The 11,879-nt window shown below is 69.9% G+C and carries 11 protein-coding genes and 1 tRNA gene; 3 read left to right on the forward strand and 9 right to left on the reverse strand.

Going from position 1 to position 11,879, the window contains the following annotated elements:
* Positions 1 to 113 precede the first annotated feature (113 nt).
* The gene (locus ACZ6S4_RS38820; RefSeq protein ID WP_465479687.1) at positions 114 to 3,479 is read left to right on the forward strand and encodes a CARDB domain-containing protein; all 3,366 of its coding nucleotides are present in this window, start codon (positions 114 to 116) and stop codon (positions 3,477 to 3,479) included.
* 49 nt (positions 3,480 to 3,528) lie between these two features.
* Here ACZ6S4_RS38820 and ACZ6S4_RS38825 read toward each other — a convergent pair whose 3' ends face one another.
* The 5 genes from ACZ6S4_RS38825 to ACZ6S4_RS38845 all read right to left on the reverse strand — a co-directional run bounded on the left by ACZ6S4_RS38825 (position 3,529) and on the right by ACZ6S4_RS38845 (position 7,017).
* Positions 3,529 to 4,185: a nucleotidyltransferase domain-containing protein gene (locus ACZ6S4_RS38825; protein WP_465479688.1), complete on the reverse strand. Its 657-nt coding sequence runs from the start codon at positions 4,183 to 4,185 to the stop codon at positions 3,529 to 3,531.
* Positions 4,186 to 4,201: 16 nt separating this feature from the next.
* Positions 4,202 to 4,465: a hypothetical protein gene (locus ACZ6S4_RS38830; protein WP_465479689.1), complete on the reverse strand. Its 264-nt coding sequence runs from the start codon at positions 4,463 to 4,465 to the stop codon at positions 4,202 to 4,204.
* Positions 4,466 to 4,496: 31 nt separating this feature from the next.
* Positions 4,497 to 5,903 (reverse strand): cutinase family protein, encoded by a 1,407-nt coding sequence (locus ACZ6S4_RS38835; RefSeq protein WP_465479690.1) that lies wholly within the window; start codon positions 5,901 to 5,903, stop codon positions 4,497 to 4,499.
* A gap of 183 nt (positions 5,904 to 6,086) precedes the next feature.
* A complete protein-coding gene (locus ACZ6S4_RS38840) occupies positions 6,087 to 6,695 on the reverse strand; it encodes a TetR/AcrR family transcriptional regulator (protein ID WP_465479691.1) in 609 nt (202 codons plus the stop codon).
* A gap of 28 nt (positions 6,696 to 6,723) precedes the next feature.
* Positions 6,724 to 7,017, reverse strand: coding sequence for a putative quinol monooxygenase (locus tag ACZ6S4_RS38845; protein ID WP_465479692.1), 294 nt, complete (start codon positions 7,015 to 7,017; stop codon positions 6,724 to 6,726).
* A gap of 106 nt (positions 7,018 to 7,123) precedes the next feature.
* Between ACZ6S4_RS38845 and ACZ6S4_RS38850 the strand changes: the two genes are divergently transcribed.
* The gene (locus tag ACZ6S4_RS38850; protein ID WP_465479693.1) at positions 7,124 to 7,741 is read left to right on the forward strand and encodes an NAD(P)-dependent oxidoreductase; all 618 of its coding nucleotides are present in this window, start codon (positions 7,124 to 7,126) and stop codon (positions 7,739 to 7,741) included.
* Positions 7,742 to 8,066: 325 nt separating this feature from the next.
* Here the strand turns inward: ACZ6S4_RS38850 and ACZ6S4_RS38855 are convergent, their stop codons facing one another.
* The 4 genes from ACZ6S4_RS38855 to ACZ6S4_RS38870 form a co-directional block, all read right to left on the reverse strand.
* Positions 8,067 to 8,411 (reverse strand): hypothetical protein, encoded by a 345-nt coding sequence (locus ACZ6S4_RS38855; RefSeq protein ID WP_465479694.1) that lies wholly within the window; start codon positions 8,409 to 8,411, stop codon positions 8,067 to 8,069.
* Positions 8,412 to 8,492: 81 nt separating this feature from the next.
* Positions 8,493 to 8,564 (reverse strand) — tRNA-Arg (locus ACZ6S4_RS38860).
* Between the two features lie 66 nt (positions 8,565 to 8,630).
* Entirely contained in the window at positions 8,631 to 9,299 is a 669-nt protein-coding gene (locus ACZ6S4_RS38865; RefSeq protein ID WP_465479695.1) for a DUF305 domain-containing protein, read from the reverse strand.
* The gene (locus tag ACZ6S4_RS38870; protein ID WP_465479696.1) at positions 9,299 to 10,111 is read right to left on the reverse strand and encodes a DUF3105 domain-containing protein; all 813 of its coding nucleotides are present in this window, start codon (positions 10,109 to 10,111) and stop codon (positions 9,299 to 9,301) included. The genes ACZ6S4_RS38865 and ACZ6S4_RS38870 overlap by 1 nt, the downstream gene beginning before the upstream one ends.
* 96 nt (positions 10,112 to 10,207) lie before the next feature.
* Between ACZ6S4_RS38870 and argS the strand changes: the two genes are divergently transcribed.
* Positions 10,208 to 11,878: an arginine--tRNA ligase gene (gene argS / locus ACZ6S4_RS38875; protein WP_465479697.1), complete on the forward strand. Its 1,671-nt coding sequence runs from the start codon at positions 10,208 to 10,210 to the stop codon at positions 11,876 to 11,878.
* Position 11,879 lies beyond the last annotated feature (1 nt).

Consider the following 11,879-nt stretch of genomic DNA (forward strand, 5'->3'; position numbering starts at 1 on the left):
CGCCCCGCAAGAACTCGACAGTAGCCGCGTAATTTCTGTGGCGAGTGTCGAAAGATTCGCGTCACTGGTTCGCGGGTTCATCCCCCCTGTCGTTCTCACAGAACAAGGACGCCATGAAACCCAAGCAGCTCAGGAGACGGCTGGTCAGCAGCCTCTTCGCGGCCGGTCTCGTCGCCGCCGCGCTCGTCCCCACCCCGGCCCTCGCCGCCGGCGGCCCCAACCTCGCCGCCGGCAAATCAGCCTCCGCCAGCGGCGCCAACGGCCCGTACGGCGCGGCCAACGTCAACGACGGCAACGCGCAGACCTACTGGGAGAGCCCGTCCAACGCGTTCCCGCAGTGGGTGCAGATCGACCTCGGCAGCGCCGTCGCCGTCGATCAGGCCGTCCTGAAGCTGCCGCCCGCGACCGCGTGGGGCGCCCGTACCCAGACGCTCAGCCTGCAGGGCAGCACCACCGGCAGCACCTTCAGCGTGCTGTCCGGCTCGGCCGGACGGGTCTTCGACCCGGCCTCGGGCAACACCGTGACGATCACCTTCACCGCGGCGACCGTCCGGTACGTGCGGGTGGTCATCACCGGCAACACCGGCTGGCCCGCCGCGCAACTGTCCGAACTGGAGATCTACGGCGTCGCCGGCACCGACCCGGATCCCGATCCCAACCCACCGACCGGGACTAACCTGGCGAGCGGCAAGCCGATCGAGGCCTCGTCGTCGATCTTCACTTTCGTCGCGGGTAACGCCAACGACAGCAGCCCGACCAGTTACTGGGAGTCCAACGGCTTCCCGGCCACGCTGACCGTCAAGCTCGGTGCCGACGCCGACGTCACAGGCGTGGTGGTCAAGCTCAACCCCGACCCGGTCTGGGGTACGCGTACCCAGAGCATCCAGGTCCTCGGCCGCGCGCAGACCGCCACCGGGTTCACCTCCCTGAAGGCCCGGGCCGACTACACGTTCAACCCGGCGACGAACCAGAACGCGGTCACCATCCCGGTCACCGGCCGGGTCGCGGATGTGCAGCTGCAGGTCTTCAGCAACACCGGCGCGCCCGGCGCGCAGGTCGCCGACCTGCAGGTGCTCGGCACCGCGGCACCGAACCCGGACCTGGTCGTCACCGCGGCGACCTGGACCCCGGCCTCGCCGAGCGAGGCCGCGCCGGTCACGCTTTCCGCCACCGTGAAGAACCAGGGCACCGCGGCTGCCGCGGCGACCAAGGTGGACTTCAAGCTGGGCGGCACCGTCGTGGGCAGTGCGCCGGTGGGCGCGCTCGCGGCCGGCGCCTCGGCCACGGTCTCGGCGAATGTCGGGGCGCAGCCGATGGGCAGCTACAGCGTCTCGGCGGTGGCCGACCCGGCCAACACGGTGGCCGAGCAGAACAACGACAACAACACCTTCACCGCGGCGACGCAGCTGGTGGTCGGTCAGGCCCCGGGGCCGGACCTCCAGGTCACCGGCATCACCGCCAACCCGGCGAGCCCGGCCGCCGGCGCGGCGGTCTCGTTCACCGTCGCGGTCAACAACCGCGGTACCTCCGCGGCCGGCGCGTCCAGCACCCGCCTGGTCGTCGGCGGCACCACGCTGACCGGCGCGACCCCGGCGATCGCGGCCGGGGCGACGGCGAACGTGGCGATCGGCGGCACCTGGACCGCCACCAACGGCGGGGCCACCCTCACCGCCACGGCCGACGTGAGCAACGCGGTCACCGAGACGAACGAGAACAACAACACGCTGGCCCGGTCGATCGTCGTCGGGCGCGGCGCCGCGGTGCCGTACACCGAGTACGAGGCGGAGGCGGCCCGCTATCAGGGCACGCTGTTGGAGACGGATCCGCTGCGCACGTTCGGGCACACCAACTTCGCCACCGAGTCCTCGGGCCGCAAGTCGGTGCGGCTCACCAGCACCGGCCAGTTCGTCGAGTTCACGTCGACCAACCAGGCCAACTCCATCGTGGTGCGCAACAGCATCCCGGACGCGCCGGGCGGTGGCGGCCAGACCGCGACCCTGAGCCTGTACGCGAACGACACGTTCGTGCAGAAGCTGACGCTCTCGTCCCGCAACAGCTGGCTCTACGGCACCACCGACGACACCGAGTCGCTGTCGAACTCGCCGTCGGCCGACGCGCGCCGGCTCTTCGACGAGTCGCACGCGCTGCTGGCGCAGTCCTACCCGGCCGGCACGAGGTTCAAGTTGCAGCGGGACTCGGGTGACACCGCCGCCTTCTACGTCGTCGACCTGATCGACCTGGAACAGGTGGCCCCGGCCGCGAGCAAGCCGGCCGACTGCACCTCGATCACCACCTACGGCGCGGTGCCCAACGACGGGGCCGACGACTCCGCCGCGATCCAGCGGGCGGTGACCGACGACCAGAACGGCGTGATCAGCTGCGTGTGGATCCCGGCCGGGCAGTGGCGCCAGGAGCAGAAGATCCTCTCGCCGGACCCGGCCCGCGGCCAGTACAACCAGCGGGGCATCCGCAACGTCGTGATCCGCGGCGCCGGCATGTGGCACTCACAGCTCTACACGACCACCGAGCCGCAGAACGTGACCGGCAACATCAACCATCCGCATGAGGGCAACGTCGGCTTCGACATCGACGACAACACCCAGATCTCCGACCTGGCCATCTTCGGCATGACGACGAACCGGGCCAACCGCGGGCACGGCCTCAACGGCCGGTTCGGCAAGAACACGAAGATCAGCAACGTGTGGATCGAGCACGTCAACGTCGGCGCCTGGGTCGGCCGCGACTACTCGGACACCCCGGCCTACTGGAACCCGGGCGACGGCCTGGAATTCTCGGGCATGCGGATCCGCAACACCTTCGCGGACGGGATCAACTTCTCCAACGGTACGCGTAACTCGAAGGTCTTCAACTCGTCGTTCCGTTACACCGGCGACGACTCGCTGGCGGTGTGGGCCAACCCGTACGTGAAGGACCAGGCGGTCGACATCGCGTCGAACAACCACTTCCTCAACAACACGGTGCAGCTGCCGTGGCGCGCCAACGGCATCGCCATCTACGGCGGCTCGAACAATTCGATCGAGAACAACCTGGTGTCCGACACGATGAACTACCCGGGCATCATGCTGGCCACCGACCACAGCCCGCTGCCGTTCGGCGGCACGACTCTGATCGCCAACAACGGCCTGTACCGCACGGGCGGCGCCTTCTGGAACGAGGACCAGGAGTTCGGGGCGATCACCCTCTTTCCGTCCACGAAGGACATCACGGGGGTGACGATCCGCGACACGGACATCATCGACTCGACCTACGACGGCATCCAGTTCAAGAACGGCGGCGGCAACATGCCGAACGTCGCCATCACCAACGTCCGCATCGACAAGTCGAACAACGGCGCGGGCATCCTGGCGATGAGCGGCGCCCGCGGCAACGCGACTTTGTCGAACGTGACCATCACGAACTCGGCGGACGGCAACGTCGTGATCCAGCCGGGCTCCCAGTTCACCATCGCCGGCAGCTAGCCGGTTCGGCTACGGGCGGGCCCCCGGTCGTTCCGGCCGGGGGCCCTTCTCAGGCCCGATAGCCCTCGAACAGAGGACCGCCTGCCTTCGCGAGAACCTCCGCAGCGAAAGCAGCCGGTTCATCACGGGCAGCCAGCCACCGAGCGGCGAAGTCCGGATCGAGAGCCCGCAACTCGCGCAGCAACCACTTGCCGCTGCTGAGCCACCGCCCGGCGAACGCCAGCGCCACGCGGGCCGACTCGGTCCATACCGCGGCGGCGATCACCGCCCGTTCGCCGACGTCCCCGGCGTGCTTGTGGTCATCGAGCAGATCAGTCAGGCCGTACCGCAGCCGGTCGCCCTCGGCGCCGCTCAGCGGCGGTGGTCCCGCCGCGAGAACTTGCGCGCAGCGCACTTGGAGGTCGCCCGGTTCGCCGAGCAACGGAACGCCGCGCGCGATCATCCGATGGGTGCTCGGTTTGCGCTGGGCCAGCTCACGTTCCAGGAAGACGGCCAGCCGGGCCGGAGTGTGCACGAACAGCTCGACTGGCCACCCGCGGAAGTAGAGGCTCTCGCGATAGCCGGGCTCCTCCTCGCGCAGCACCACGATGTCCAGGTCGGAGCCGGCCGTCCGGTCGGGACCGAGCACGCTGCCGGTGAGTATCGCCCAGGTGGCGTCCGGGAACCGCTCGGCCACGAGATCCCGGGCATCGGTCAACGCGTCCATGCCACAATCCCGGCCCCTACTGCTCTCGGCGCGGTGTGGTCCGCCCGGCCGGGCGGACCACCCGTTCGGGACGGCTCAGCCCGGCAAGTGCGATCCTGGGCAGACCCTGCACCAGCGGTGCCGTGGCGTCCGGTCGGCTGAGCCCGTACAGGATCGCGACCAGGAAGAGCGCCGCGGCCACGACCACATAGGGCACCACGTCGGCCAGCTGGTTGCGCGCAACCCCGCACACAGCGGGACCCAGCCACCGCACAAGCGTCCGCTGCGTGTCTTCGGCCATGAGACCAGTCTGTGGCCTAGCCGCTACCCCGTCAGCCCGCGGCGACGGTCACGCTCGGGTACAGGTGATAGGACTGATCGGGCGTGTCGTCCTTGGCGGCCCGGCAAGTAGCGGTCACGTGCCAGCCACTGGCCCCGGACCCGGCCGGCAGAACCAGCCGTACCGCATCCCAGCGCCCGGCGGCGGTCACCGCGGCGGTGCCCTCGACAACCGGCTTGCCGCCGCGGATCGCGTCGTACACCGAGACCTCGACGGCCTGCGCGGGTGTCGGGTAGGCGCCGCAGCCGCCGCCGTCGGTCACCGTCAGAACCTGCCCCGGCCGGGCGGCCGCCGGGCTGACCCCGAGGACCGGCCGGGTCGTCGTGACGGTCTGGGTGAAGCTGTACGTGGCCAGACTCCGGCCGCCGGTGCGCACGTTCGGATCGGTGGACGCCTCGCAGACGACGCTCGCCGGATAGGCGCCCGGTCCGGCGGTCTCGGAACTGCCGACCCACGCCCCGCTGCTGAACTCGTCGTACGACTCGACTCCGGGCGCCCCCTGACCCGCACCGCGCGTCACGACCAGCACGTAGCCGCTGCTCACAGCCGGGCAGGTGACCCCGGTGACGTACGAGACGAAGCCGGCGCGGCCGCTCGTGCGGTAGACCTTGGGCAGCTTGGCGGCCACCTTCGCGCCGAGCTCATCGAGCTGCGGCCCGACCCGGTAGCTCATGTGGACGGCGGTGCCGACGCTCATCGCGACCCGGCCTGCCGGCGTCGCGGCGTTGTGCAGCCCTGGGCGGTGATCGCAGACGATGTCCAGAGAGTTGCAGAGGCTGAACACCCGGTTGCCGATGGCGCCGAACCTGGCCCCGCTGGCCAGCGAGAACTTCGGATACCACAGGCCGACACCCTTGGCCTTGGCGCCGGCGCTGCCGAGCAATTGCCCGTCGTCGCGGGGTAGCCGGTCGCCGTCACCGATCAGCACGATCGCGTCGATCCGATCGGTGACCCGGCTGCCGAGGATCTGCATGCTGCGGTGGATGACCATCGCGCCCTGGGAGAAGCCGGCCAGCACGAGGCGCTCGCGGGGGCATTGCCGGATCCGGTCGAACAGGAACTCGTTGAGCTTGCCCTCGCCGTCGATCAGGCTCTCCATGAACTTCCCGATCCCGGGATAGATCATCGTCGGCAGCACGGGCGCGGCCCGGTAGGGAAGCGCGTACGAGGTGACGGTCCGGCCCTTGGCCTTCGCCTTGACGGCTTTGTAGACCGCGGTGACCTCGGCACCCATCCCGGACTTGTCGTATCCGGGCCAGCCCTTGTCGGCCTCGCCGGACCCGGCGGCGCCCACGAAGAGGACATCGCCGCATTTCCCGGGTGCGGCGGCCTGGGCCGGGGTGGCGGGCACGGCGAGGGTGGCGGCGACCAGGGCCAGCGCCGAGAGGATCCGCTTCATCGGGGCAGCATGGCCCGCGAAACGGGGCGACAACGGCGTGGTCCCCCGATCGTGGCCAAGACCCCGCCGAACGGGGTCGGCCGGCTCGAAGCGGCGAGAACCCGGACGTACGACAAGGGCCACCGATCGGCTCTCGCCTCCGGTCCTCGGCCTTGTCTCGCAGGCCTGCGTCGCCGTCGCCGTTCAGGTCCGGCGGGGCCGGAGTCCGTCGCAGGCGATCTCGATCATGCGCTGTTGGGCGGCGCCGTTGTCGTCGCGGGCGATGCAGCCGGCGATGAGGGCCTTGATGTCCGCGGTGTCGGCATCGGCGCGGACCGTTCCGGCCTGCTGCGCCCGGCTGAGCAGACCCGTCATGGCCGCGCCGAAATCGCTGATGGCTGTCGACGCCGCGGCCTGGAGATCAAACCCCGCACCGGTGAGGGCGTCACCGACCGCGTGATCGGCTGCGCCCTGACGCACCAGGAACGCGAAGAAGGTGAAGAACGCGGTTGCCGGGGCCTCCCGGGCGGCGATGTCCTCCGCGCTGCGGACAAGGTGTTCGATGCGGTGCAGCGCAACCGCCTGGAAGAGCGCCTCCTTGGTGGGGAAATGCCGGGTGACGGTGCCGGTGCTCACGCCGGCTCGACGGGCGATCTCGCGGATCGGAACCGCGGCACCGTGAGCTGCGAAGGCGGCGAAGGCCTCTTCCAGAACCCGCGCCTGATTGCGCCGGCCGTCGGCGCGCTGGGGCCGGGCCGCCTTCTCGCCCGCGTCGGTGCTCGCGGGGTCGGGGTTTCGGTCCGGGGGTGGCATCGCTGCGATGGTAACCGCGCTGACTGGTTCAGCCTTGGAGTGGTCCGAACCCGCTGATCTCGTACCGGACGAGCTCCACGGCGCGCACGTCCGGCATCGGCGGCGCGGTCTGCGCGACGCCGGCCAGGTGGGCGGCCAGGTGGGCCTCGGATTCCCACCTCTCGTAGATGTTGACCCGGTCGGGCTCGATCGGGTCGGCCGCGACCACATAGTCCAGGCATCCCGCGGTGATCCGATTCCGACGGAGAGCCGGGGTGAGGCTCTCCAGGAGTGCATCGCGGTGGTCGGGGTCGACGTAGCCGGCTCCGGCGACGATCAGCATGACTGGCCTCCAGGGGTTGACGTCCGATGCTGCCGGCGGCACTGTAACAGCTAAGCGGGACACGTGTACCGGATAATTTTGTCGCCACCATGTCGAGGAGCATCAATTGCGCTTGGCCATCTTCGGCGCGACCGGCCGCGCCGGCCGCGTCGTCGTCGAGCACGCCCTGCAGGACGGCCACGAGGTCAGCGCGCTCACCCGCGATCCGTCCCGGATCGGTCCGCGCGCACAGCTTCGCGTCGTCGGTGGCGACGTGCGCGACCCCGGGGCGGTGGCCCTGACACTCAAGGGCGCCGACGCGATCATCAGCACCTTGGGCAGGCGCCGCCGAGGCCCCGACGTATGTACCGAAGGCATCCGTACGGTGCTGTCCGCCGCAGCCGGCAACGGCCCCCGCCGACTCATCATCTTGAGCAACTACGGCGTCGCGGACAGCCGGGACCGCAGCCCCTATGTCACCGCGTCATGGCTGCTCGAACGGGCCGTGCTCCGGGACAAGGAACAGATGGAAGCTCTCGTCCGAGACAGCGATACCCAATGGACGGTGGTCCGCGCACCGGTCCTCACCAACGGACCTCGCACCGGCAGCTTCCGCGCTGGAACCGACCTCCGGCTCTCCTTCACCGCCAAGGTGTCCCGCGCCGACCTCGCGGACTTCATGCTCACCGAACTCCGGGAGAACGCCTACCCGCACCGGGCCGTGGTCATCACCGGCGCTCCGTAAACCGCACCAGACGTGTTGTGGGTGGCCGCTACCGGTCAGCGCTCTGTCCGGCCGAGTGGCCCTCGGGCCATCATGGACCACGCGTCGGAGGGCACCATGCGCAGAACAAGAAACGCCATCTTCGCCGGGTGCACCGGCTTGATCCTGGCCTGCTCCGTCTCGGGCACCGCGTTGGCCACAGCCCCGGCCGGAGCGCCGGCCGCCGAGGCGTCGCTGCCCTCGCCGTTGCCGGTCGGTGTCGGAACTCGAGCCGCGTCGGCGGCTCCGGTGCTGCGGGCCGCCGCGGACGCGTCGTGTGCCGAGCGGGGAAGGCGGCCAGAAGCGCCTACTCCTGCGTCGAGATGAAGACCAGAAATTCACCATGTGCTTCCAGTACGGCTTCGTCCGGCTGATCAACAATCCGAACGGCACCCCGAGCAGCCAGGTCCAGTTCGCGATCCACCAGCAGATCAGCCACGTCGTCAACGGCGGCGCCACCTACACCTACGAAACGTGGATCACCCCGGTGCCCGGCCACGGTGACCTGCTGGTCGGCGGCGGGATCGCGCTGTCGGTGAACGACAGCGCGGTGAACGAGACGGCCGCGCACATCCGCGACGCCCAGCAGCGCCTGGCGGGTCACCCGGGCCGGTTCGGCGACGGTTCTCCGCTCACCGACGAGTCGCGCCATCCTGCACGGCCGGGCCGACAAAAAAGGCCACCGAACCAGTTTGTGCTGGTCAGTGACCCAAGATTGCCTTGTGAAGCTTTGTGCCCCCGGCAGGATTCGAACCTGCGCTTTCGCCTCCGGAGGGCGACGCTCTATCCCCTGAGCTACGGGGGCTCAGCGGAACTGAGCCTAGCAGGCGCCGCGGAGCCCTCGCCAATCGGTTCCGCGGCGCGCCGCCGGTCAGCTCGCCTGGATCCTCTTCAGCATCGAGTCGATCAGGTTGATCTCGCCCTGCTGGCCGCGGACCTGGGACTCCGCCAGCCACGTGACGTCGGTGTTGTCCGATTCGGTGAGGATCTCCTGGGCCATGTGGATGCCGCCCAGGTGGTGCTGGCGCATGAGGGTCAGGAACTGCACGTCCAGGGCCTTGCCGGTCGCCTTGCGGAGGTCGGCCAGCTGGGCCGGGGTGGCCATGCCCGGCATCAGGCCGTTCTGCACCGAGCCCGCCGAGTCCTTCATCCAGGTCATCGGTGGTGTCGACGCTGTCGGGCTCAGGTGCCAGTCGCGCAGCCAGGCCTGCATGTAGCCGATCTGGCCGTGCTGGGTCAGGGCGATGTCCGCGCTCAGGGAGATGACCGCCGGGTCGGTCGAGCCGGCGTGGGCGATCATCGACATCTCCACCGCCTGGGCGTGGTGGGTGCTCATGTCGCGCAGGAAGCCGGCCTCGACCGAGTCGTCGCCGGGGGTGGTCAGGCGCGGGCCGAGCAGGCCGATGGCCAGCCCGACGAGCAGGCCGAAGACCAGTACGGCGGCGAGCCACGCCGCCCCGAACCGGTGGCGGCCGGCCGGGGTGGTGGTGTCGTTCGCGTCGGCTTCGGCCGGGGCGGGCGACTCGGTCGAGACTGTCATCAGTTGCCCGCGGGAGGAGCTGCGGCCTGCAGCGGGCCGGTCGTCGTGTTGCCGCTCGAGCAGGCGGCGTTCGGCTCCAGCGTCGCGTTCAGGCGCAGCGCCTGGATGAACTGGTCGATGCGCTTGTCGTCGGCGTTGTCGACCTTGAGCTGGTAGCCCCACGCCTGCAGGGAGATGTTCTTGTCGAGGTTCGCGATCGGGCTCATGAACATGTAGTCCCGGCCCTGGACCTTCTCCTGCAGCTTGGAGACCTGGTCGGCGGCCAGACCCTGCTTGTACGTCACCCAGATCGCGCCGTGCTCGAGGCTGTGCACGGCGTGCTCGTTGGCGATCGGCTGGGCGTACACGTCGCCCATGCAGTTCTGCCAGACGGAGTTGTGCGCGCCACCCACCGGCGGGTTCGTCACGTACGTGAGCGGGCCCTCCTTGTGGTCCTGCGCGTTGATCGCCGGGTTGTTCTGGGCGCGGTAGTTGACCACGCCCTCGATCCCGGCCGCCTTGTCCTGCCAGGACTCGGTGCCCTTGATCGAGGCGAACACGCCGTACCCGATGATGCCGACCGCGATCAGCACGACCACACCGGCCACCGCGATCGGGCCCCAGTTGCGGCTGCCCTTGACCGTCACCGGCGCGGTGGGCTTGCGGCCCTTGCCGCCCTTGCCCTGCGGGCGGGCGCCCGGGCGGGTCCCGGACTTGGCCCCGGCGGACTTGGCCCCGGCGGACTTGGCCGCGGGCGGCTTGCCCTGGCCCGACGTCTTGTCGACCTTCACGGTGGACGGGACCCGCTCGGGTCCCGGGGTGCTCATGCTCATCGTTCCTCGTCAATCCGATGGAAAGGTCGGGCCGGGCCCGCGAGCAGGCCCCGGTACGCCGCCGGGCGGCAAAGTCTACCCGGATAGCATGGCTCAGTGACTCCCGCTGACCTCGCTTCCACCGTTCTCACAGCTGCGCGTGCCGTATTCGTCACCCGCGGCCTGGATGTCTCCCTGCTGCCGGGGACCACGACGGTGGAGCGACCCCGAAACCCCGAGCACGGCGACTACGCGTCGACCATGGCCATGCAGCTCGCCAAGAAGGCCGGTGTCGCGCCGCGTGAGCTGGCCGCGGCGCTCGCCGACGAGCTCAGCAGCCGTCCCGGCATCAAGTCGGTGGAGATCGCGGGGCCCGGCTTCCTCAACATCCGGCTGGACGCGGCCGCCGCCGGGGTGCTGGCGCGCGACGTGGTGCTGGCGGGTCAGGAGTACGGCCGCACCGACCGCCTGGCCGGCCAGCGGATCAACCTGGAGTTCGTCTCGGCCAACCCCACCGGCCCCGTGCACATCGGCGGGGTGCGCTGGGCGGCTGTCGGTGACGCGCTGTCCCGGCTGCTGCGGGCGGCCGGCGCCGACGTCGGCACGGAGTACTACTTCAACGACGCCGGTTCGCAGATCGACCGGTTCGCCCGCTCGCTGTACGCGGCGGCCAAGGGTGAGCCGGCCCCCGAGGACGGCTACGGCGGTGCGTACATCGCGGAGATCGCGACCGCGGTGCTGGCCGAGGCCCCGGACGCGCTGAAGCTGGGCGAGGACGAGGCGCTGGAGGTGTTCCGGGTCGAGGGCGTCAAGCTGATGTTCGCCGAGATCCGGCAGTCGCTGGACGAGTTCGGCGTGCACTTCGACACGTACTTCAACGAGAAGGACCTGCACGACCGGGGTGAGCTGCAGGAGGCCCTGGACCGGCTGCACGAGCAGGGGCACATCTACTCCGCTGACGGCGCCACCTGGCTGCGGACCACCGACTTCGGTGACGACAAGGACCGGGTGCTGCGCAAGTCCGACGGCGACTGGACGTACTTCGCCGCGGACTGTGCCTACTACCTGGACAAGCGCAAGCGTGGCTTCGACCGCGTCGTGATCATGCTGGGCGCCGACCACCACGGTTACATCGGCCGGATGAAGGCCATGGCGGCGTGTTTCGGCGACGACCCGGACGCCAACCTCGAGATCCTCATCGGCCAGCTGGTCAACCTGGTCCGCGACGGCGAGCCGCTGCGGATGAGCAAGCGGGCCGGCACGGTCATCACGCTGGAGGACTTCGTCGACGCGCTGGGCGTGGACGCCACCCGGTATGCCCTCGCGCGGTACTCCTCGGACTCGCCGATCGACATCGACATCGCTCTGTGGACCCGGGCCTCCAGGGACAATCCGGTGTACTACGTCCAGTACGTCGCGGCCCGCACGGCCAGCGCCGCGCGCCAGGCCGCGGCGGTGGGGCTGATCCGCGGCGAGGCCGCCGACTTCCGGCCCGAGCTGCTCACCAACGAGAAGGAGAACGACCTTCTCAAGGCGCTGGGCGAATATCCGGCTGTGGTGGCGAGCGCGGCCGAGCTGCGTGAGCCGCACCGCGTCGCCCGCTACCTGGAGGAGGTCGCGGGGGCATACCACCGGTTCTACGACGAGCCGGCCTGCCGGATCCTCCCGAAGGGCGACGAACCGATCGGCGAGGCCAACAAGGCCCGCCTGTGGCTGAATGACGCCACCCGAACGGTGATCGCGAACGGTTTGGCACTGCTGGGCGTCTCCGCCCCCGAGAGGATGTAGT

This window comes from Actinoplanes sp. NPDC051405, assembly GCF_055586185.1.

Coding starts and splice junctions, on each gene's coding strand:
- ACZ6S4_RS38840 (WP_465479691.1), bottom strand. CDS start 6,695: ATGCCACCCCCGGACCGAAACCCCGACCCCGCGAGCACCGACGCGGGC.
- ACZ6S4_RS38855 (WP_465479694.1), bottom strand. CDS start 8,411: ATGGCGCGACTCGTCGGTGAGCGGAGAACCGTCGCCGAACCGGCCCGG.
- ACZ6S4_RS38820 (WP_465479687.1), top strand. CDS start 114: ATGAAACCCAAGCAGCTCAGGAGACGGCTGGTCAGCAGCCTCTTCGCG.
- ACZ6S4_RS38825 (WP_465479688.1), bottom strand. CDS start 4,185: ATGGACGCGTTGACCGATGCCCGGGATCTCGTGGCCGAGCGGTTCCCG.
- ACZ6S4_RS38835 (WP_465479690.1), bottom strand. CDS start 5,903: ATGAAGCGGATCCTCTCGGCGCTGGCCCTGGTCGCCGCCACCCTCGCC.
- ACZ6S4_RS38845 (WP_465479692.1), bottom strand. CDS start 7,017: ATGCTGATCGTCGCCGGAGCCGGCTACGTCGACCCCGACCACCGCGAT.
- ACZ6S4_RS38870 (WP_465479696.1), bottom strand. CDS start 10,111: ATGAGCATGAGCACCCCGGGACCCGAGCGGGTCCCGTCCACCGTGAAG.
- ACZ6S4_RS38865 (WP_465479695.1), bottom strand. CDS start 9,299: ATGACAGTCTCGACCGAGTCGCCCGCCCCGGCCGAAGCCGACGCGAAC.
- ACZ6S4_RS38830 (WP_465479689.1), bottom strand. CDS start 4,465: ATGGCCGAAGACACGCAGCGGACGCTTGTGCGGTGGCTGGGTCCCGCT.